The organism is Pseudomonas kielensis (assembly GCF_014236655.1).
Taxonomy (GTDB): Bacteria; Pseudomonadota; Gammaproteobacteria; order Pseudomonadales; family Pseudomonadaceae; genus Aquipseudomonas; species Aquipseudomonas kielensis.
Map to the genome: position 1 here is coordinate 11,722 of NZ_JACMYG010000003.1, position 20,451 is coordinate 32,172.

The 20,451-nt window shown below is 60.5% G+C and carries 21 protein-coding genes; 9 read left to right on the top strand and 12 right to left on the bottom strand.

The features are described 5' to 3' along the window. Positions 1 to 11: 11 nt before the first annotated feature. The 8 genes from H7995_RS03370 to H7995_RS03405 form a co-directional block, all read right to left on the bottom strand. Positions 12 to 1,232 carry a BatD family protein gene (locus H7995_RS03370; protein ID WP_185817991.1) on the bottom strand — a complete coding sequence of 407 codons (1,221 nt, stop codon included), beginning with the start codon at positions 1,230 to 1,232 and terminating at the stop codon, positions 12 to 14. Next, on the bottom strand, positions 1,229 to 2,692 hold the full coding sequence (locus H7995_RS03375; protein WP_185817992.1) for a VWA domain-containing protein: 1,464 nt from the start codon (positions 2,690 to 2,692) through the stop codon (positions 1,229 to 1,231). Before H7995_RS03375 ends, H7995_RS03370 begins: the two co-directional genes overlap by 4 nt. Then, positions 2,692 to 3,663, bottom strand: a complete 972-nt coding sequence (locus H7995_RS03380) for a VWA domain-containing protein (RefSeq protein ID WP_185817993.1) — start codon at positions 3,661 to 3,663, stop codon at positions 2,692 to 2,694. The genes H7995_RS03375 and H7995_RS03380 overlap by 1 nt, the downstream gene beginning before the upstream one ends. Next, positions 3,650 to 4,126 carry a DUF4381 domain-containing protein gene (locus H7995_RS03385; RefSeq protein WP_182344443.1) on the bottom strand — a complete coding sequence of 159 codons (477 nt, stop codon included), beginning with the start codon at positions 4,124 to 4,126 and terminating at the stop codon, positions 3,650 to 3,652. Before H7995_RS03385 ends, H7995_RS03380 begins: the two co-directional genes overlap by 14 nt. Next, positions 4,123 to 5,121, bottom strand: a complete 999-nt coding sequence (locus tag H7995_RS03390) for a DUF58 domain-containing protein (protein ID WP_185817994.1) — start codon at positions 5,119 to 5,121, stop codon at positions 4,123 to 4,125. Before H7995_RS03390 ends, H7995_RS03385 begins: the two co-directional genes overlap by 4 nt. Continuing rightward, on the bottom strand, positions 5,103 to 6,074 hold the full coding sequence (locus tag H7995_RS03395; RefSeq protein WP_166591213.1) for an AAA family ATPase: 972 nt from the start codon (positions 6,072 to 6,074) through the stop codon (positions 5,103 to 5,105). Before H7995_RS03395 ends, H7995_RS03390 begins: the two co-directional genes overlap by 19 nt. Before the next feature lie 57 nt (positions 6,075 to 6,131). Continuing rightward, positions 6,132 to 7,685: an arylsulfatase gene (locus tag H7995_RS03400; RefSeq protein ID WP_232534606.1), complete on the bottom strand. Its 1,554-nt coding sequence runs from the start codon at positions 7,683 to 7,685 to the stop codon at positions 6,132 to 6,134. A gap of 415 nt (positions 7,686 to 8,100) precedes the next feature. Continuing rightward, positions 8,101 to 9,102: an AraC family transcriptional regulator gene (locus H7995_RS03405; protein WP_166591212.1), complete on the bottom strand. Its 1,002-nt coding sequence runs from the start codon at positions 9,100 to 9,102 to the stop codon at positions 8,101 to 8,103. 341 nt (positions 9,103 to 9,443) lie between these two features. Between H7995_RS03405 and H7995_RS03410 the strand changes: the two genes are divergently transcribed. The 3 genes from H7995_RS03410 (at position 9,444) to H7995_RS03420 (ending at position 11,857) form a co-directional block, all read left to right on the top strand. Continuing rightward, positions 9,444 to 10,115, top strand: a complete 672-nt coding sequence (locus tag H7995_RS03410; RefSeq protein WP_185817995.1) for a glutathione S-transferase family protein — start codon at positions 9,444 to 9,446, stop codon at positions 10,113 to 10,115. 301 nt (positions 10,116 to 10,416) lie between these two features. Next, positions 10,417 to 10,947: a CPBP family intramembrane glutamic endopeptidase gene (locus tag H7995_RS03415; RefSeq protein ID WP_244647605.1), complete on the top strand. Its 531-nt coding sequence runs from the start codon at positions 10,417 to 10,419 to the stop codon at positions 10,945 to 10,947. A 73-nt stretch (positions 10,948 to 11,020) separates the two neighbouring features. Next, a complete protein-coding gene (locus H7995_RS03420) occupies positions 11,021 to 11,857 on the top strand; it encodes an MliC family protein (RefSeq protein ID WP_166591209.1) in 837 nt (278 codons plus the stop codon). A gap of 279 nt (positions 11,858 to 12,136) precedes the next feature. On the opposite strand, the gene H7995_RS03425 is transcribed toward H7995_RS03420, so the two are convergent. Further along, complete coding sequence (locus tag H7995_RS03425; RefSeq protein ID WP_166591208.1) at positions 12,137 to 13,567, bottom strand: IS1182 family transposase; 1,431 nt, start codon at positions 13,565 to 13,567, stop codon at positions 12,137 to 12,139. A 287-nt stretch (positions 13,568 to 13,854) separates the two neighbouring features. Between H7995_RS03425 and H7995_RS03430 the strand changes: the two genes are divergently transcribed. Then, positions 13,855 to 14,754 carry an alpha/beta fold hydrolase gene (locus tag H7995_RS03430; RefSeq protein ID WP_185817997.1) on the top strand — a complete coding sequence of 300 codons (900 nt, stop codon included), beginning with the start codon at positions 13,855 to 13,857 and terminating at the stop codon, positions 14,752 to 14,754. A gap of 45 nt (positions 14,755 to 14,799) precedes the next feature. On the opposite strand, the gene H7995_RS03435 is transcribed toward H7995_RS03430, so the two are convergent. Continuing rightward, on the bottom strand, positions 14,800 to 15,354 hold the full coding sequence (locus H7995_RS03435) for a YdeI/OmpD-associated family protein (protein ID WP_166591206.1): 555 nt from the start codon (positions 15,352 to 15,354) through the stop codon (positions 14,800 to 14,802). 234 nt (positions 15,355 to 15,588) lie between these two features. Here H7995_RS03435 and H7995_RS03440 point away from each other — a divergent pair, with 234 nt between their 5' ends. Beyond that, on the top strand, positions 15,589 to 16,305 hold the full coding sequence (locus H7995_RS03440) for a class I SAM-dependent methyltransferase (protein WP_166591205.1): 717 nt from the start codon (positions 15,589 to 15,591) through the stop codon (positions 16,303 to 16,305). Positions 16,306 to 16,336: 31 nt separating this feature from the next. Here the strand turns inward: H7995_RS03440 and pdxR are convergent, their stop codons facing one another. Further along, entirely contained in the window at positions 16,337 to 17,737 is a 1,401-nt protein-coding gene (gene pdxR / locus H7995_RS03445) for a MocR-like pyridoxine biosynthesis transcription factor PdxR (RefSeq protein ID WP_182344461.1), read from the bottom strand. 87 nt (positions 17,738 to 17,824) lie between these two features. Between pdxR and H7995_RS03450 the strand changes: the two genes are divergently transcribed. From H7995_RS03450 to H7995_RS03465, 4 genes are all read left to right on the top strand, one after another. Continuing rightward, the gene (locus H7995_RS03450) at positions 17,825 to 18,271 is read left to right on the top strand and encodes a GNAT family N-acetyltransferase (protein WP_166591203.1); all 447 of its coding nucleotides are present in this window, start codon (positions 17,825 to 17,827) and stop codon (positions 18,269 to 18,271) included. After that, positions 18,268 to 18,888, top strand: coding sequence for an FMN-dependent NADH-azoreductase (locus H7995_RS03455; RefSeq protein ID WP_166591202.1), 621 nt, complete (start codon positions 18,268 to 18,270; stop codon positions 18,886 to 18,888). Before H7995_RS03450 ends, H7995_RS03455 begins: the two co-directional genes overlap by 4 nt. 27 nt (positions 18,889 to 18,915) lie before the next feature. After that, the gene (locus H7995_RS03460) at positions 18,916 to 19,347 is read left to right on the top strand and encodes a carboxymuconolactone decarboxylase family protein (RefSeq protein ID WP_185817998.1); all 432 of its coding nucleotides are present in this window, start codon (positions 18,916 to 18,918) and stop codon (positions 19,345 to 19,347) included. Positions 19,348 to 19,488: 141 nt separating this feature from the next. Next, positions 19,489 to 19,989, top strand: coding sequence for a DUF2867 domain-containing protein (locus tag H7995_RS03465; RefSeq protein ID WP_425312218.1), 501 nt, complete (start codon positions 19,489 to 19,491; stop codon positions 19,987 to 19,989). Between the two features lie 7 nt (positions 19,990 to 19,996). On the opposite strand, the gene H7995_RS03470 is transcribed toward H7995_RS03465, so the two are convergent. Then, complete coding sequence (locus H7995_RS03470) at positions 19,997 to 20,431, bottom strand: Lrp/AsnC family transcriptional regulator (protein ID WP_095169736.1); 435 nt, start codon at positions 20,429 to 20,431, stop codon at positions 19,997 to 19,999. Between the last annotated feature and the right edge of the window lie 20 nt (positions 20,432 to 20,451).

A 20,451-nucleotide genomic window follows, 5' to 3' on the forward strand; every position in this document is an offset into this window, starting at 1 on the left:
GCGGCGCAGGTTCAGTCGCTGTCCGGGTTGAGTTGTTGGGGGTGAGCGGTTGGCTTGGGGCGTGTTTTGCGCTGTTGGCGAACCTGAGCCGCCGCCCGGTACAGCTCCTGGACGTCGAAATGGCTGGCGTTAGCGGCATAACGCGCCCGCAGCAGGGCCTGGATCGCCTCGTGCAGGTTCGTGTCTCTGACCCGGCGCAAAGGTTCTGGCGCCGGGTTCAATTGCAGCCAGTGTTCCAGGGACGTTTCCACCGCATCGAGGTGGCCTGAGGCGCAGGCCTGACGGAAGGCGCGCCAGTGTTTGCGCTCTTCCTGCCAAGCGGCGCAACGCTGCCGCCACCCTTGCCAGCGATAGAGTGTTCCGCCCAGTAATGCGATGAGCAGACCAAACAGGCTCAGGTGTACGGCATAGCGCTGGACCGGCGCGGCCAGCGGCTCGTCGTGTTCAGCAATGCTCAGGTGACGGGCGGGCAGCTCCGCCGTTTCCAACTGCCCTGTCAGGGTATTGCGCCAGTGCAGCTGAATGGCGGGGAGCACGATTGGGCCGGCGCGCTCAAAGAGGTAGTGAACCTCGTCGATGCGGCGAATCGTTTGTCCGCTGCGTCCATCGGTCTTTTCCAGTTGCGTGGCCCGGCGATACACCCGTACCCCTGTGGGGGTATTGAGTGTCGGCGTCGGCGGCAGCAGGTGACCGGGCTCGCGCAATTCGATCTGCAGTCGGCGGGTCAGTAGGTCGCCGCTCTGCAATGGGGTCGTGTCCGGCTGGTAGGTTTCGCTCACGCTCAGTTGTGCGCGTGTGTGGGATTGGGCGCTGTACTCGGGGGCCATGGAATTGACTTGAATACGCATGTTGGGTAGCGACAAGCGGGCGTCGAGCGCGCGGTGATGCTCGTCGGCATAGCGCAGCCGGACCTCGGCGGGAGCAAGCGAGTGCTCGCCCGCCGCAAGGGGGGGAAATCGATAGGTGCGTTCGATGCCGGCATAGTCTTGCTCATCGATGCGCTGGAACACGTTGCCGCCACTGTCCTGCAGCTCGCCAGCCGGCCCACCGACCCATTCGATTCGCGGAAAATCGGGGGCGCCCAGGAAGTAATTGGGCACCAGGACCTGCACTCTGAGGACGATGCTTTGGCCGGAGTGCACCGCACCTTCCGGTTCCTGGATCACTCGTATCAGCGGCTCCTGTGCCCAGCAGGGTGAGCTGAGTAGAAGCAGCACAAACAGCTTGCTCATGGTTCGTGGCTCTCGCGCTGTTGCAGTTGCAGGGCCATCTTGTTTCTGAGATAGCCGCTAAGGTTTGCGTCCAGAGAGTCGAGCCAGATTTGCGCCTGTTCCTCTGGCGTGACGTGCTGGGAGGCTTCGGTCTCAGCGCGGCGAAGTTGTGGGTCTGATTGCAATCCGTCCGGTGGAAGGTTGGGTTCGCCCGGATTGTCGGGAGCGCGTGGCTGCTCAAGCAGGTTCAGCAGCAAGCCGAGATTGTCCTGGGCCTGTTGCCAGCTCGGCCGCACAGTGAGCGCCTGCCGATACTGCGCGATCGCGTCCGGGTAGCGGCCGAGCATGGCCAGGGCGTTGCCCTGGTTGTAATGGGCGTGGGGCGTGTTTTCGACACTGAAGGCTTGCGCTGCGGATGCGTAGTCGCCCGCCCGATAGTACGCAATGCCTTGCCACTGAGGGTCCTGGTAGAGGGCCGCGGCTGCAGCGAAGTCACCGCGGTCAAACAGGCGCTGGGCCTGTTGGTCAGGTGTGCGCCAGAGCTGCCAGAACCGCCACTCGCCAGCTTCCGCTTCAGGGGCTGGCCCGAATACGAGGAGCAGAAGAAGCACGGGCGCCATACGACGAAAGCGCAGGAGCAGGAGCACGGCGACAGGCCAGAGGAGCCACCAGCCCTGATCCTGCCAATGGCTGCCGGCGCTGGATTGAAGTTGTGCGCGGTAGTGATCGTTGAGTCGCGCCTCCAGTCTGTCGAGGTCGCTGGAGTCCAGGCGCATGGGAACCACGGGCACCTCAACGGTGTTGGCCAGTGCCTCGGCATCCGCCGTGGCGGCCCAGATGACCACGGGGCGTTCGTTCAGCGTGTGCCTGGCGGCGGGTTCCACGGAGTCAGTAATCAGCAGCAGGCTGACGGGGGACGGCTCCTGTCTCTGCATTTGATCCAGGGCTGCGAGCGCCGCAGTGGTGTCCTTGCCGGGACGGGGCATCAGTTCGGGAGAGAGTCCGTCGAGGTAATAGCCGAGCAGGCTTGGGTCATCACTGAGCGGCAGCAGCATGTGGGCCGTTCCCGCATAGGCCAGCAGGGCGGTGCGTGCACCCTGACGCCGGTCGAGCAGGTCATGCAGCTTGCTCCTGGCCCGTTCAAATCGGCTGGGGCGAAGGTCGGAACTTGCCATTGAACTCGACAGGTCCAGTGCGATGATCAGGGGGGCGCGTTGTTCGGCAAATGGCGGTGGCTGGTAGGTCCAGCTGGGCCCTGCGGCGGCGAGCACAGCCAGCGTGGGCAGCAACAGCGGCCAGAGGCGCTGGCTCCGGGCCTGTCCGGGCACGTGAAGGTGCGCCAGCAAGTGGGGCGCGATCAGTTTGCGCCATGGCGCCAGGCTGTCCAGCCGTGGTCGGGCGAGGGCGTGGCCGAGTAGTAATAGCGGCAGCAGGGAGAGCCACAGGGGGCGCAGAAAGTGGATGGGGTAGAGACTGTCCATCAGGCACCTGCTCGCGTGCGGACGCCATGCCAGTTGGCCAGCCAACCCAGCAGTAGCAAGCCGAGGGCGGTGCCGAGTGGGTAGACGTACAACGGGCTGGCTGGCTGGTGCTGGAGGTGGCGTTGCATGACCGGGAGCAAGCGGTCCAGCTCATCGATCGCGAGTGCCAGCTCCTGCTGGTCGCTTGCGTGCAGATAGCGGCCGCCACTGTCGTGGGCAATGCGTTGCAGGAGGGCTTCGTCCAAACGGTTTTCCCCTTCGCCCTCGGTCGATCCGAAACCAATGCAATACAGGCGAATGCCATGCTGGCGTGCAATGAGCGCCGCCTGTTCCGGGGGCATGCGGCTGGCCGTGTCGCGGCCATCGCTGAGAAGTATCAGGGCCTTGTCCTGGGCGGCGCTGGAGGCAAACTGTTTCACGCCCAGACCGATGGCATCCCCTAGGGCGGTCCTGGGGCCGGCGATGCCAGGTTGCAGTTCGCCAAGGAGCGTACGCAAGGTGCTCTGGTCCTGGGTGAAACCGGCCTGGGTATAGGGGCGGTCACCGAAGATCACCAGGCCCAGGCGGTCATTGCGGCGACGTTCGATGAAGGTGTCCATAACCTGTTGCACGGCTTGCATGCGGCTGAGCCCGGCACCCGTGTCGGTGGTTTCCATGGACTGTGAGGTGTCTATTGCCAGCAGCAGGTCGCGCTGGGGTTGCAGTTTCTCGATGGGCGGTTCAAGTCGAGTCGGTGCCGCCAGTGCCAGCACCAGTAGACACCAGGCCAGCCCGTTGAGCAGGTGAGCGAGAAACCCGACCGGGCGCTGGGTTGCTGTGCGGCCAGGGCGTTGGCCGGTGGCTTCGGCCATCTGCTGGAAGAAGGGTGTACGTACGGCGTCCTGGCGGCAATGACGGGCGGGCAGCACGTAGCGCAGCAGCCAGGGCAGTGGCAGCAGCAGGAGTAGCCAAGGCAGTTCAAGGACGTACATGGTGTTTTAACCAGACACGTGCTGATTGGAGCAGGGCTGAACGCTCGCCTTGTCCGAGGGCGAGGATACGCTCGGGTGGCCAGTAGGCCAGTTCGCCAAGCACCTCGGGAAAGTGGTGACCGGGGCACTGTTGCTGGATGAAGGCCAGCCAGTCCGGGCCGGACAGTGCCGCCACGCTTTCGCGAGGCCAGGCCTGCAGTGCGGCAAGTTTGAGGAGCGTCGGCAGCTCGGTGAGACGCGCCGGGTCGGCGGTGCAATGGCGTTGCAGCGCATCCAGTGTCGCCAGGGCGCAACGCCGATAGCGATTGGATCGCCAGCGACGCAGTTGCAGGCAGACTAGCCCGAGCAGAGTGAGTACGAGCAAGAGGGATAAGCTCAGGGCCAAGGGCGTTTGTGGCCAGGGGCTGATCGCGGCGGGCAGGGCGAGATCCTGCAGCTGTGCCAGGTTGGGTCGTTCAGTCATGGACGGGTCTGGCGGGCTGTCAGTTGACCGAGCAGGCGGTGCAATTGCTCGGCACAGGGCGCTGCGCTGGAGATCGGCAGCAGTGGGATACCCAGCTGCCGTGTCGAACGGTGCAACGCCTCCAGTCGAGTCGCCTGCAGCTGTTCGAGTCCTCGGCGTTGGGTCCCATGCCCAAGGTCGACAGTCATTTGTCGCTCCCCCTGACTGACCACCAGTCGACTCGATGGCAGTGGCCCGGCGAGTAGCGGATCGTGGGTCCAGCAGGCGATTACATCGTTGTGCCGGTCCAGCTCGGCGAGCAGTCGATGCGTCTGTTCGTCCAGGCCGTGGAAATCGCTGATCAAGAGAATCAAATGACCGTGGCGGGCGAGGCGGATGGCACGGCGTAGTACTTGGTTGAGCTGCTCTGGGGCGTCGTGCTGCAAGTCCGCCGACAGGGCGCGATTGTGCCGCACCAGCACCTTCAGGGTCTGCAGCAGGTAAGCGCTGCCCCGGTTCGGGCGCAGTTCATCGATCAAGGTATCGCCGAAGATGAGCGCGCCCACGCGGTCCTGCTGGGCCAGGCCAATCCAGCCGGCGAGGGCGGCCAGTTCAGCGGCGAGCACTGATTTCATTGCACGCTGGCTGCCGAAAAACTGGTTCATGCGCTGATCCACCAGTAGCAACAACGGCCGATCGCGCTCTTCGGCGAATTGACGGATGAAGGGTTTGCGCAGGCGGGCCGTGACTTGCCAGTCGATCAGTCGGGCATCGTCGCCGGGCCAATAGGCTCGCAGTTCCTCGAAGTTCAGGCCGCGGCCCCGTAAGCGCGAGTCGTGCGCTCCGGCGAGCAGGCTTCCGGGCAATGGCTGCGGTAGCAGGGACAAACCGCGGCTGGCAGTTCGCAGGGCGACCAGGTGCGCCAGGTCGACATAGATACCTTCCTCGTTCACCGCCGTGGGCGCTGTCCGTTGCCATGGCAGCGTCGACATGAGTTTCAAGCGACGGCGACCCATTGCAGCAGTTGCTTGAGCACATCGTCAGCCGCGATACCCTCGGCCTGTGCCTGATAGCTCAGGCCAATGCGATGGCGCAGAACGCGCAAAGTGACTGCGCGCACGTCGTCCGGGGTGACGAAGTCCGCCCCACGCATCCAGGCTTTGGCTCGCGCCACCTGCTCCAGGCCGAGGGTGCCGCGGGGGCTGACCCCGCGAGCGATCTGCAGGCCCAGGCGGGCGTCATAGCGATGTGCGTGGCGAGTGGCGCGGACAAGGTCGAGGATGTAGCGTTCGATACTGGCGCTGACATGCACCTGGCCGACTTCTGCACGAGCCGCCAGCAACGTCGCCTGGGGTAATTTCTTTACGGTCTGGGCCGCAGGCTTCAAGCCATAGCGTTCTTCGCGCACCACACGCAGCATTTCTTGTTCGGAGGCTGCATCGGGGTAGTCGACTTTCAGGTGTAGCAGGAAGCGATCCAACTGCGCCTCAGGAAGGCAATAAGTACCTTCCTGTTCAATGGGGTTTTGGGTCGCCATCACCAGAAACAACTCGGGCAGGGCATGGTGCATGCCTGCGGTGGTGACTTGTCGCTCCTCCATGGCTTCGAGCAGGGCCGCCTGGACCTTGGCCGGGGCACGGTTGATCTCGTCGGCCAGCACCAGGTTGGCGAATATCGGTCCCTGACGAAAGCGCAGCTCGCCGTGGCCGAACTCACCGTAGTATTGCTCCGCACCGGTGATGTCGGAGGGCAGCAGGTCCGGGGTGAACTGGATGCGCGAGAAACTAGCGTCGAGGAAGCTGCCGAGGCTTTTGATTGCCCGGGTTTTCGCCAGCCCCGGCACCCCTTCGACGAGCAGGTGCCCATCGGCGAGCAAGCCCAGGAGAATGCCCTCGATCAGCTCTTCCTGGCCCAGTACGGTGCTAGCCAACTGGTTGCCGAGGTACTGCAGGTCATGCCAGTTGCTCATAGGAATCCATGGCGCTGAACGCCCACGCGAGGTGTGGCTCGCGTGGGGACGTGTGGGTCAGAGAGAGAGTTCGCCAGCTTTGATCTGCTCGATCAGCTTGCCGATGTCGGCGGACAGCGGTTTCTGTCGAGGCGGGAAATCCTTGAAGCTTTGCAGATGCTGGATCATCTGGCCGAGCGCCGGCAGCAGCAGCCAGGTCTTGCGTTCGGCCAGTTGGCGGTTGAGGTCACCATCCTGGCGCTCGAACGGGTCCATACGCAGGTTGGTGACCAGCGGACGGCCCAGCGAGACCAGCGGGTTGTCCCACTTGCCGTCGAGCTTGGCGCGGAAGGTGATTTTCCAGGGGCCTGTACGCAGGGCGGTGAATTCCGACTCATCGTAATAGAACAGCAGGTTACGGTTGGAGTTGGGCTGCTGGCCCGTGAGGAAACTGCGCTGGTCGAAACCGTCCAGGTGCACCTTGTAGGCGTTGCCATTGTATTGGGTACCGGCCTTCAGTTTTTGCACCGTGTCCGGCTCGCCAGCAAAGGCTGCGAGAGTCGGGAACCAGTCTTCCATGGAGAAAATTTCCGCGCTGACTTTGCCCGCTGGAATATGTCCAGGCCAGCGCACCACTGCCGGCACCCGCACGCCACCTTCCCAGGTGGTGCCCTTGTCGCCACGGAACGGCGAGGTACCGCCCTCTGGCCACATGTATTGATAGGCACCGTTGTCGGTGGTGTAGAGGACGATGGTGTTGTCGGCGATGCCCAGGTCATCGAGTGACTTGAGTAGCTCCCCCACGTGACCGTCGTGCTCGGCTAGTGCATCGCCGTAGATGTCGGCGGTCTTCGAGGCGCGGGATTTGCCCTGTGACTCTTTTTTCAGGTGCAGGAACACGTGCAGGCGGCTGGCGTTGTGCCAGACAAAAAACGGTTTATCCGCCTTGACCTGGCGCTGCATGAAATCGATCGATTTGGCGGTGATTTCGTCGTCGAAGGTTTCCATCCGCTTGACCGTCAATGGCCCTTCGTCCTTGGTCGCGCCATCGGCGGTGCCGGATATGATGCCGCGTGGGTTGAAGAGCTTCTGGTAGGCCGGCGCTTGTGGACGGTCCATGTCTTCGAGGTCTTCGTTGGCATTGAGGTGGTAGAGGTTGCCCCAGAATTCGTCGAAACCGTGGCGGTGCGGCAGATGCTCCTCGCGGTCGCCGAGGTGGTTCTTGCCGAACATGCCGGTGGCGTAGCCTTTGCTCTTGAGCACTTCGGCCAGGGTCGGGTCTTCCTTTTGCAAGCCCGTGGCCGAGCCAGGCATACCGACGGTGGTCAGGCCGGTGCGCACCGGCAACTGCCCGGTGATGAACGCGGAGCGGCCAGCGGTGCAACTGGCCTGGCCGTAGAAGGAGGTCAGGCGCATGCCTTCCTGGCCTATACGGTCGATGTTCGGCGTGCTGACGCCGAGAATATCGCCGCCGTACGAGCTGATGTTCATCCAGCCGACGTCATCGCCGAAAATCACCAGAATATTGGGCTGTTTGTCTGCGGCTTGTGCAGTACCCAGGCTGGTAGCCAGTGCTATTACACTCAAGATGCCACCGATGCGTTGCATCGATGAGCGCAGGCTAAGACGCATATGACCTCCTAATGTGCGCGAGTGCCGGAGGAGAAAGCATTTGTTCTCTGCGCCGCTTCATCAGACGGTTTGTTAAGGCAAAGAAACTTCACTCGGGCAGCGGCAAGGTTTGTTGTTATTGGGTGCGAGTGTCGCGGTACATCTGGTCAATATTAAGGGATGTGGGTTACCTAAAATCCTACATTTGGTGTCATAAACGTGGCAGATAACGCCTTGGTCAGCGGATTTCAGGAGTCACTGAGCCGACCTGCAAGCGAGGCAGGGAAGGGGGCCTGTTGTCGGCCATGTTCTGCAAGCTGGGGTCAGCACCGTCATGGCAGTGCAGGATCAGATCAATGGCGCAGGGGGGCGGACCTGCTCTGCCGGCGTGCCGAGTCATCACTGAATGTGAATGAGGCGGGACACGCTGTGAGTTCTAGCTGCGCCGATAAGTCCCCGGGGCGCTTCCCGTCCAGTTCTTGAACGCGCGCTGGAACGCGGCGCTGTCAGCAAATCCCAGCTCGCAGGCGAGCCTTGCCAGCGGCACCTGGCTGGTGGTCAAACGGACGATTGCACAATCACGGCGCAGTTCATCTTTCAACGCCTGGAATGACGATCCGTCGCTGGCCAGCTGCCTTTGCAGGGTGGACTTCGCCATGTGCAGGGCGTCGGCCGTGGCTGCGAGGTCAGACCAGGCAGGCTGTGTTTTCTGCAAATGGCAGCGTACGCGCGCACTGATGGAGTCATTGCTGCGTCTGGGAGCAATGACATGCGCTTGCGCGTTGGCCAGGAACGCCTGCAGAGCACCTTCGTCACGACGTACGATGGCTTGCAGGTGCGTTGAGTCAAACCAGAGTGTCGACTGATCCGTGTCGAATTGTCGGGGACTGGGAAATACCTTGGCATAGCTGTCCGCGTAAGGCGGGCATCGGAACGCGAAGTCAAAGCGTATGGCAGGAAGTCGTCCGCCCACCAGCCATGCCAATAGTCGCCAACTGACACGCAGTAGTAATTCATGCAAAAAATGCGGCCGTTCAAGCCGCGGATTGGTAAAGCGCAGGGTCAGCCCGGTCAATTCGCCATCGTGCACCGTCTCCAGCACCACGTCGTCTTGCAGCAATCCGAATGTACGGGCGATACGACCGATTGCCACCTCCAACGTGGTGGCGCTGACGCCAGAACGGGCGATCAGGGCAAAGCTGCCGCGCCTGAGGGGGCGAGAAAAAAAACCGAGGAAGTCGTCGTCCAGGCGCTGGATCAGCAGCCGATACAGCCCTACGTACTGGTCTACGCTCACCCGTGCATTGACCTGCTGGAGCAGTTCCGAGGCGATACCTGCATCAGCCAGAAAAGCATCGCATGGCTGACCGCGAGCCCGCACGCCAGACAATATGCCATGCACGAAGGCGATAGGAATGGTGACTGGAGACTGGAGCATCAAGAGGCGAGGCGTCGTGAGTTGAGGTCTTTTGTCATCTGATCGACGCAATCGGCAATATTGGATTCGGTCAGTTGCTTCTAACATAGCCGGCGCAAACAAAACAATTGACCCACCAAGCCCGCCACACCGCATGAGACATTAAAAGGTATGACTCGACCCTTACACGGTGCGGTTCAGCGGTACCCATGCGCTGCGCCGGATGAGGCTGCGGGTGCGGTGTAGTTGCAGTGTGTTCCCGAATCCGGCTATGTGAGTGGCCAGACGCTGATGTGCAGCGGCGCCTTGACGGGGAGCCAGGCGATGACAGTTCCAGTTCAAATCGAGAAGAGCATTTAACGATGATCGTCCTATACCATTGCATGAGTGCACGTTCTTTTCGGCCATTGTGGATGCTTGAAGAGTTGCAGGCACCCTATGAGCTGAGAATGCTGCCCTTTCCTCCGCGAGCACACGCTCGGGAGTACCTGGAGGTCAATCCACTGGGAACAGTCCCTGCGATGATTGACGGTCAACTCCTGATGACAGAGTCGTCCGCCATTTGTGAATACCTTGCTGTCCGTTACAGCACCAATGGTCTTCACCTGTGTGCTGACGAAACTGACTTCGGGCTTTATCTGAACTGGCTACACTTTGGCGAAGCAACGCTGACCTTTCCGCAAACCCTTATCCTGCGCTATAGACGCTTTGAAACGGTGTCGCGCCGAAGCCCCCAAGTGGTAGAAGATTACACGCGCTGGTTTCTTGGCAGGCTGAGGGCCATAGATTCAGCCCTGGCGGGGCGTACCTACCTCTGTCAGGAGCGATTTACTGGCGCAGACATCTCGGTGGGTTATGCGCTGATGCTGGCAGAGTTCATTGATCTAGGTGGGCATTTTCCAGAACGCGTCCAACAGTACTGGACGAGATTGCAACAACGAGCCGGTTTTCAAAGGGCCCTGGCTGCACAGCAACAAGCAGCTGAACAGCAAGGCGTGAGTCTTATCCACTCGCCGCTTACCGGCTCTGACTAAACACCCTTTCTACTCACGCCGAACTCAGCTGAAAAAGGTTCTTCACGCGATACTGGGAAACACAGAAACAAGAACGCCGATTTAATTGATACAGAGGCCTTTAGGTTGTTTGTTCGATCTCGGGCTGCGCACCCTATACGATTGTCAGGCCTTACCAATGCGCCACTAAAATGCCTCGCGGGATCTGGCCAGCGGGGCTTTTTCGTTTTTGGCTCCACCGGAAGGCAAGCAAAATCCAAAGAAAAGCAGTGCGGCCATGCGCGCACTGGTGTTTGATTTGAAATCGGCCCGCCCCTCAAAAATGCAGGGCCGTCGACCCTTGGCATCATTCACGCTTTCAGCCTTCGATGGGCTGACCCCGCTGCGCTTATGGTCCCCAAGTGGCGAGGTGCAGATCGGCTTTGTGTCGAATCCGTGGGTCCTGGCCTCCTTGGGTTTTCTGTCATTGGCGATCATCGCCGCACTGTCCCGGATCGCCCCGGGGCTAGGGAAACTCGTGATCTGGCGCAAGGGCAACCTGGCCGTCGGACTTGCTCCGCGCATCGCGCTGGAAGAGGTGCTGTTTCGCGGGTTCCTGCAAGGACACCTCGAACACCTCACGTCTGCACTACGAGCCGCCCTGATCAGTGCCATCGCCTTCGCCGCCTGCCATTCCTTCCTGGCGCTGAGCGTGACCGAGGTTGGCTGGCCGATTTTGCTGTTCACGCAGGTTGAGGGGCTGGTCTGTGCTTTCGTCCGTATGCGCTATGGCGTAAGCGCCGCGATCAACCCTTCGCGGCAGGGACATGCCGGCCAAGAACGGCCCCAGGGACTTCAGCTAGATCGGATATGATTACCCGAACGTTGAGGGATGAGTCAGGCTTAGGTCGGTGCTTGGCAACTGCTTAAATCAAAAGGGAGCACGCATGAGCAAATATCTGGTTTTGTTGTTGGTTGGCGCCACAGGCGTTGCTCAGGCTCAATCGTTATGCACTTACCCATGGTATCAATCGATCGATAAGATACTGCATACAACTGACGGGCAAGGGCATGGGCCGGATATAGGCTCCGATGAATGGAAGTCGGTTATCGAATTCAAATTAGGGGTTCGCGATGGGGCAAATGTCCCTGAACGAAGCTCTGATCAGTGGTGCCAATACATTGATCGGCATATCAATGGGATGCAGGCGACCGGGGGCAGTACGGGGAAGTCGTCGATAGCCAATGTGACACTGGGCCCTTCTTACGATTGCACCAAGGTGAAGCCTGGCGCTATCGAAGCGATGATATGTGAAGACAAGGTGTTATCCGCGCTCGATCGCAATCTGTCGCAAGTGTATGCCAGCGCGAGTATCAAGGCCGGCAACGAGCATCCCCCCCGGCTTAAAGCAGAACAACGTGGATGGATAAAGGGTCGCGATGACTGCTGGAAAAGTGATGACGTCGGTGCATGCGTGCGCATGGAGTACCAGCGCCGCATCGCCGAGTTGCAAGCACGGTACCGATTGGTACCGGAAACCGGGCCTGTCTATTACGAATGCGAAGGCAACCCTGCCAGCGAAGTTGCTGTCATGTTCTTTAAAACCGATCCGCCGACATTAATCGCCGAGCGTGGCGACAGCGTATCGCTCATGTACCAGCAGCCAAGTGGCAGTGGCGTAAAGTACCTTGGACGCAATGAAACGCTTTGGGAACATCAGGCCGAAACCATAATCACTTGGGGATACGGGGCGCCCGAATCACATTGCAAAAGAAAGCCTTGAGCAACGATCCAGTCAGCTGGGGAATTGCATTGTGGCGAAAGCTAGCAAGTGGCCGGATGCAGCTTTCGTGAACAGATGCAAACGGCCAATTGCTGCTGTTCACTACAGGCAGCTTTTGGCCCAGAGTGTGTAAAAACGCTCTGACCTCATCGTCTTGGAACATCGATCTTTGTTGGCTGAGCGATCGCATGGTCAATGCGGCGGCGTCGCATCGGTCGCGACCTGGAACACGTTAACGCTGTTTTTACAGCCTCTGGGATGGGCCAAAATCAGCCTTTTTTATGCCGACAGCGCCTTCATCAAACCGTTAGCACCCATGATTTTCATCACCCGTTTCATGTTGTAGGCGAGCACGTTCAAACTCATCTCCGCACTTACCCCGGCCAGCTTTCGCGTCAGGAAGTGAGTTGCACCCATCCATTGTTTGAGCGTCCCGAAGGAATGCTCAACAGTCCGTTTTCGGACTCGCATCATCTCTGGTGCTTTGCTCAGCCGAAGCTGCATCTCCTCCAATACGTCTTCATACTCCCAGCGTCGAACTCGTCGTTCCGTGCTCGGTGTGCACTGCGATTTCAACGCACAGCCCCGGCATTTCGAACTCCAGTAACGATGCATCTTCAGGCCTTTTTCAACGTAGGAATAGTGCCAGATCAGTGCCTCTCCAGCCGGGCAAATGTATTCGTTTTTCGTCGCGTCATAAACGAACGCATCTTTGTTGAATCGACCATCCGCCTTGGCGCTTGAAGTCATCGGCTTTGGCACGTAGGCAGTGATGTCCGCGTCGTGACAGGCAAGGATTTCTTCACTCTTGAAGTAACCTCGGTCAGCTACCACCGCCAGCGTTTCGGACGCCATGGCATCGCGAGCCTGCTTCGCCATCGAGCTGAGTTGATCTCGGTCGGAACCGAAGTTGGTGACCTCATGAGCAACGATCAAATGGTTCTGGGTGTCGACCGCTGTTTGCACGTTGTAGCCGACAATTCCCGTGCCGCGCGTCATCATGGAGCGGGCGTCTGGATCGGTCAGTGAGACCTGTTTATCCGGCGATTCGTTGAGCTGGATTTCGATCGCTTTAAGCTCTTTCATTTGCGTCTTCAGCTTGGCAATTTTCTCCTCCAGCCGCACGGCGCTGGGCTCGGAGGCTGTTGGCTCTTGCCGATCGGCAGCATCGAGTGCTGTCAGGTAACGGTTGATGCTCGATTCAGTTTCTTCCATTCGCCGCTTCAGTTTGGCGCTGGTGAAATTGCGGTCGCGGTTGTTGACTGCTTTGAATTTACTGCCATCGATGGCGACCAGATTTTCTCCGAACAGTCCCAACTGCTGACAGAGCACAACGAACTGGCGACAGACGCCTCGAATGGCCTTGCTGTTGTCTTTTCGGAAGTTGGCGATGGTCTTGAAATCCGGCATCAAACGCCCGGTCAACCACATCAGCTCGACGTTGCGTTGAGCTTCTCGCTCCAGGCGTCGGCTCGACTGGATGCGGTTGAGATAGCCGTAGATGTATATCTTCAACAGAATCGCGGGGTGGTAAGCGGGACGGCCGGTGTCAGCCGGAATAGCACCGTCAAAACCCAAGGAAACCAGGTTGAGTTCGTCGACAAAAACGTCGACTACGCGCACCGGATTGGTATCGCTGACGTAGTCGTCGAGGCTCTCGGGAAGTAAGGTGCCTTGGCCTCGATGTTCACCTTGGATAAAGCGCTTCATGGGCGATCCTTGCGATGAAATCTTCAGAAATCATAGCAAGTGTTCGCGAAGGCGTTTTTACACACTCTGGGCCGGAAGCAGCCCTTCGTGACAGCCTGCAACCGCCCCAAAACAGACGCTAAGCATTACAGGAATCGATAGTTTCCTGGTGCCTTCGTGCGCCGTATAGTGGGAGTTTTTTCGGTCAAAGGAATGGCTATGAAGCCCTCAAGCTGCCTACTCGTCGGTGTGATTGGCGATTGTGATATCGCCAATGTCTCTTCGCATTGCGCTAAAGGGGGAACGTCATGCGTGTGGGAATGATCCTTGCTGGGATCGGCACAACGTTGGCGCTGGTGTCGGCATCACCAGCCCAGCCCGCGTCCCTGTCGCCAGCAGCGATCGACCAGGGTGTGATTTCGGTGCGGGTCCAAGGCTCGGGGCCAGACGTTATTTTGATTCCGGGATTGGCGTCGTCTTACGAAGTCTGGGCTGATTTGGTCTCCAGATTACGGCAGAGTCACCGTCTCCATCTCGTACAGGTGGCTGGCTTTGCCGGCTCGCCTGCCGTATCCGATCCAGGCGCGAAAGTGGCAGCGCCGACGGCCGAGGCGATCGCTGAATATATTCGCAGCCAGCGCATCGAGGCACCGGCCATCATCGGTCATTCGTTGGGTGGTGAGGTGGCACTGATGCTAGGTGCTCGTCATCCGGAGCAAGTGGGACGCCTGATGATTGTCGATGCGTTGCCCTTTTATACGTTGCTGTTTGACCTCTCTGCGACCAGTGAAACGGCGATCCCGCAGGCTGCTGCGGTGCGCGATGCAATGTTAGCGGCAACGGCTGAGCAGGCGGAAGTCATGCAGCATGCATCCATCGCCCGTCTCGTCAAAACTGAAGCGGTCCGGCCAGGCTTGGCCGCTGCGGGAATAAGCTCGGACCGAAAGACCATGGCCGATGCCATGTATGAGCTGATGGTCACCGACCTGCGGCCTGAGCTTGGACGCATCAGGGTGCCGGTCGAGGTTGTCTATGCCTATGACCTGCTTTACGGCATACCTGCGACCCACGTTGATGCAATGTTCCGTAACGCCTATGTCTCGACACCAAACATCAGTTTCAGACGCATTGACGGCAGTTTTCACTTCGTCATGCTTGATCAGCCAGAACTGTTCGCCAATGCGGTCATCAAGTTCCTGGACCAGTGAGTAGCGGCTGCGAGGGGGGGCTAGGGATAAAAAATCCCCCCCTTTTCAGGCGTCGTCTGCCTCGGGCGCACGGAAGGCCTTGCTGTAATAGCCGGACTGGTCGAAACAGCAAACGTGCTTCTTGCCGGACGCGAGCATGTCGCAGGCATCACCTATTCGCTTTGCGCGCGTCTTGAGTTGCTTGGCTGAAGAAATCCAGTGTATCCAGTCGACTCGTGCGATGGTCGTGGTGCTCTTCCAGACTTTATGGGCCTCTGGAGTGGCCGCCAGTGCCTCCCGAAAATCCGGCGGGACTTCAGGCTCGGGTTCCTTTTTCACAGGGGTTAGCTCGAGTGTCACGACATCCCCAACGGCCGCGCCTGCGGCTTCGAGTAACGCTCTGTCTACTTGCAGCCAATGACTCAGTTGACCATCCGGCTCAAGGGTTGCCTGGAAAGGGTGCCCATTGATTGTGCCTTCAACTGTCGTCCTTCCGCGCCTGGGAAGCTGTTCACTCGCGTCTCTTGGCAGTACCAGGAACGCCCACGACGTATCGTTGCCAGGCTTTGCCGGACGAAGGAGCTTTGCGTCGAATCGGGATTTCACATCGACTGTTGTCATTGCAACGCCTCCAACTGATACGTCTGGAAGGTCGACGCTACCGACTAGCCATTAGCCTGTCCAGCGGCTGCTGATGGCCGCTGGTTGCCCTTCGCATCGCGCAGCTAACGCTCCATAAGACCCCGGCCCGAACGTGGATTCGACATTCTTCCCGGGAATGCATCTTATAAAATTAATGAATTTTTCTTATTGGTTTGGCTGGCGTAGTTTGATTCAAGGACACGGAGAACCGCCTTGAAATCATCCCCTCTGAACTCAGCTGAAAAATTTGATACGTCACGGGCCAATGAGTACGCACGCCAGAGCCGTATTGCATTGGCCGGGTATGACGCCTGCCAGGATCTTGCTGCGTGCATGCTGGCGGCAAGCCTGGGCGGTGCAGGTTCGGCGAAAATACTGGTGGTTGGCGCGGGGGGTACCGCTCAAGAAATAATTGCGATGGCAGCGCTGGAACCGACCTGGCGCTTCACGGCGGTTGATCCCTGCGCGCCGATGCTGGAAGCCGCGACGCAGCAGTTGCAGGCCAACGATGTGCTCGACAGAACACACCTGCATCTTGGCTATGTTGAAGACCTGGCAGCGGATGCGTCATACGACGCCGCCACCTTGATCGGGGTGCTCCATCATCTCGATGGGGATGCTGCGAAGCGCCAAACGCTACGATCCATTCGGGCTCATCTAAAGCCCGGTGCGCCGCTGATTGTCGCGGGCAATCACTATGCGTATGCCAGCCAACCGCTATTGCTTGCCGCCTGGGGGCAACGGTGGCGGCAGCATGGCGCCAGCCCGGATGAAGTGAAGGCCAAGTTGGGGAAGATTCTTCAGGGCGCTGACCCGCCCCATTCCGAGGCGGCGGTTCAACAATTGCTGTTTGACTCGGGATTCGCAGACGCTACGCGTTTCTTCAGTAGTCTGTTCTGTGGGGCCTGGCTGACGCGTAAAACCAGTTGAGCGACGCGCTCAACGTCGGTGCCCCCATGCCCTAGATGATTTGCGCCAAGCGCAGCGCCACCGCGGTTGCCTGTTCGGCACTGCTGATGTTGGTGAAGCCAAGGACCAGGCCATGCCTGGGCTCGGCTTCCAGGTACCACTGGGACAGCGGCTCGACGGCGATACCCACGGTCCGGGCACGCTGGGCCAGTTGGACATCATCACCTTCGCGAAGGCCCACCACCAGGTGCATCCCGCCGGCCTGGGGGTTGATCAGCAGGCGTTCACCCAATTGTTGTTGCAGTGCCTCCACCAGCCATTGGCGGCGGCGGGCGTAGAGACTGCGCATTTTTTTCAGGTGGCGGGCGAAGTGACCCTCGTTGAGGAACGCCGTGACGGTTGCCTGCAGGAGGTGGGGGCAGTGGTTATGCAGACGGTCCGCCTGGCGGGCGAACGCTTCGCTCTGTTCGACCGGCACCACCAGGTAGGCCAGGCGCAGGCCTGGGAACAGCACCTTGCTGAAGGTGCCGGTGTAGAGCACGCGACCCTGTTGGTCGAGGCTCTTGAGGGCGGGCAGGGGTTTGCCCTGGTAGCGGTATTCGCTGTCGTAATCGTCCTCGATGATCCAGCTGCCACGGCGGTTGGCCCAATCCAGCAGGGCCAACCGCCGTGGCAGTGACAGCGACACACCCAGTGGGCTCTGGTGGGTGGGCGTGACCACGGCAAAGCGGGCATCCGGGGCGCGGCGGATGCCTTGCGCGACGTCCAGTCCCTGGTCATCCACGGGCACCGGTACCCACTGTGCGCCGGCTTCCTGCAGGGCGTTGCGGGCCATGAAATAGCCGGGCTCTTCCAGCCAGCAGCTATCACCAGGCTGCATCAGGGTGTGGCTGATCAGGTCCAGGCACGCGCGATAGCCAGCGCAGACAAATATCTGCTGCGGGTGACAGGTGATGCCGCGGGAGATGCCCAGGTAGGTGGCGATGGCCGCACGCAACGGGGCGTGGCCGCGAGGGTCCGGGTAGACCAGGCCCTCGACGCCGGACTGGCGTAACTGGCGGCCCGCCAGTCGGGTCCAGAGCTTGCGCGGAAAGGCATCCAGGGCGGGCAGGCCCATCTGCAGGGCGAGCGGCTGAGCTCCGCTGTGGGTGGTCTGGTACGCGGTCGAGGCCAGCGGGGGGTGAAGGATGGGCGAGGAAACGGTTGCCAGGTGTGGTGTCACCACCGTTCCGGCGGCCCCGCGAGCCGTCAGGTAACCCTCGCCAATCAGTAGCTGGTAGGCCGCGTCCACGGTGCCGCGCGCTAGGTTCAGTTCCGCCGCCAGTGCACGGACAGCAGGCACCCGGTCTCCCGGACGCAGGCGGCCGTCGGCGATGGATTCACGAAATCGCTGATAGAGCTGGCGATAGATCGGCGCTGACTGGCAGCGGTCCAGTTGGAAGGGCGCAATCATGGCCTAGTCGTTTATGCATTTTTCGGCCCTGTAGCTTAAGCCATTGCCGCCCTAAAGTGTGCCATCTCTTCACGGCGGACCACGGACATGCCTTACACCTTTGAACATCTTGACGACGAGCAGGCCTTGGCGGCCAGCTTTGAGCTAATGAGGGTCTTGCGCCCGCACGTTGTCGACCCGGATCGCTATGTCGCGCAACTGGTTCGGCAGACGGCGCAGGGCTACCGCGTGCTGGCAGCGAAGGAGGGTGGGCGCCTGCTTGGCCTGGCCGGTTACCGCGAGCTGGAGAACCTGCTCTACGGGCGTTTCATCTACGTCGATGACCTGGTGGTCAGCCCCGAACTGCAGCGTAGCGGCGTCGGCGCGCAACTGTTGAGCGCGGTTCGCGAGCAGGCCCAGCAGCGCGGTTGTGATCACCTGGTGCTGGATACCGGCCTGCACATGCCGCTGGCTCAACGCTTCTATTTCCGCCAGGGGCTATTGGCCCGTGGCATGCATTTCACCCAGAGCCTGCGGGCAGGAAGTGCGGCATGAACACTGTTTTGTTGATCAATGCCAGCCCGCAGGGGCAGGTGTCCCATGCCAACCAGTTGGCACTGGAGTTAGTGGCCTCCCTGCGTAACCGTCATCCGCAGCTCGAACTGGTCGAGCGTGACCTGGGCGCCCAGCCGTTGCCCCCGCTGGGCATGGACTATGCCCGCGCGCTGACCACGGCCACGCCGTTCGACTCGCCAACGTTCGAGGTATCCGAGGCGTTGATCGGCGAGTTGGAACGCTGCGACATGCTGCTGATCGCCACGCCGATGCACAACTTCACCCTCCCGGCCGCGCTCAAGCTGTGGGTCGACTATGTCCTGCGCATCCACCGCACATTCAGCTCAGGCCCCGAGGGCAAGACCGGTCTGCTGCGCGATCGCCCGGTGTACGTGTTGGTCGGCTCCGGTGGGTTCCACCAGGGCGAGCGGGCCCGGCAAGCGGATTTCCTGACCTCGTACCTGCGCCACGTGCTGAACACCCTCGGGCTGTTCGACCTGCACTTTTCTTATCTCCAGGGTTTGGTGCTGGGTGAGGAAGCTGTCCGCGCAACGCTCGACAACAGCCGCGCCCGCCTGGCATTGGAGCCGCTGTTCAACCACCTCGTTTGTGCCTGATCCGTTTTACTACCCAGGAGTTTTACCATGAGCCAACTCAGACTGCCGTTTCCTTCCCTGTCACCTGCCGCTTACCAGGGCCTGCTCGCCACCAACACGGCGCTGGCCGCCAGCCCCCTGGGCCTACAACTGCTGGAGCTGGTGTATTTGCGCATCTCGCAGATCAACGGCTGCGCGTTCTGCCTGGGCAAACATGCGCAGACACTGCGTGAAAGTGAGGTGGCGCAAGAGAAGCTGGATTGCCTGGCGGGCTGGCGCATCAGCGAGCTGTTCAACGACCGCGAACGCGCCGCCCTGGCCTGGGCCGAGACGCTCACCTACGTCAGCGAGAAGGGGGCGCCAGACGAATTGTACGCGCCGTTGAAAGCACACTTCAGTGATGTCGAGATCAGCGACCTGACGTTGGCCGCAGCCTTGATGAATGCTTTCAACCGGCTGGCGGTGGGGATGAAGCTCTAAGGGCAAGAAGCCTATTCTCAAACCCCTGGGTGAGGCCGATAATCCGAGCGAGTGTGAATTTTTCGAACAGCTGGATGAGCTGTTCCAGCACTCCTCATGGTGGATCAATCCGCAGTCTTCACCCAGGTTGAGGGATTATCCTTGGTTGGCACATCAGTTGTTCACACCCTGCGTCCACTGTCCGAACTGGATTACTACGACTGCCGCTCGGCCGCGCTGGCGGCGGACATCAGCGTGCTTGAGGCATGGAACATCATCACGGCGCAAACGGGGTGGTTCATGCGTCTGGCGTTCCGGGTCAGGGACCGGATTTCCTCGTTGTTCGGCGTCAAGCGCATCGGCGGTTTTTCCGGGAGCCGGCGCCAGACAGTGAGTGTGGGGGACTACCTGGATTTTTTCCTGGTGGAGCATTGTGCCCCCGACGTGCTGGTGCTGACCGAGCGTGACCGGCACCTGGATGTGATGATTTGCCTGTCGATAACCGCACGGGTGGTGACGATCACCTCATCGGTGGTCACCCACAACGCCTTCGGCCGCGCCTACATGGTGCCGGTGGGGCCAGCGCACAAGGTCATCATCCAGCGCAACCTGCGGCAACTGCAGCGCGCGCTGGCGGAAGGCGCATCAGCGCTATCGGATTAGGCGCCGATCACTGGCGATCAATGTCGCGCCGCAGGACCACGGCGGTGGTGATGTCTTCAACGGATTCGTGAATGGCGACGGCGTCCCGGACGCGGTTGAGGTCATCGATGGTGCGCGATTCAACCTCGATCACCAGGTCGAGCTGGCCACTGACCGAGGACACGCGGCGTACCTGGGAGTTCTGGGCCAGCAGGTCCAGCAGGCCGATGGCGGGGGTGCGTTTGAGGCTGACCAGCAGGATGGCGCGAATCACGTGGGCGTCGATTTCGCCGATGTCGGCACGGTAGCCGCGGATCACGCCATTGCGTTCCAGGTTGATCACGCGCTCGCTGGTGGCACTGCGTGACAGTCCGATTCTCGCGGCCAGGGCCTTCAGGGCGATGCGCGCTTCTTTCGACAGGATCTCCAGGATTTCGCGGTCTTTGGTGTCCAGGTCGCGCATATCAACTCCCCTATTTTGCT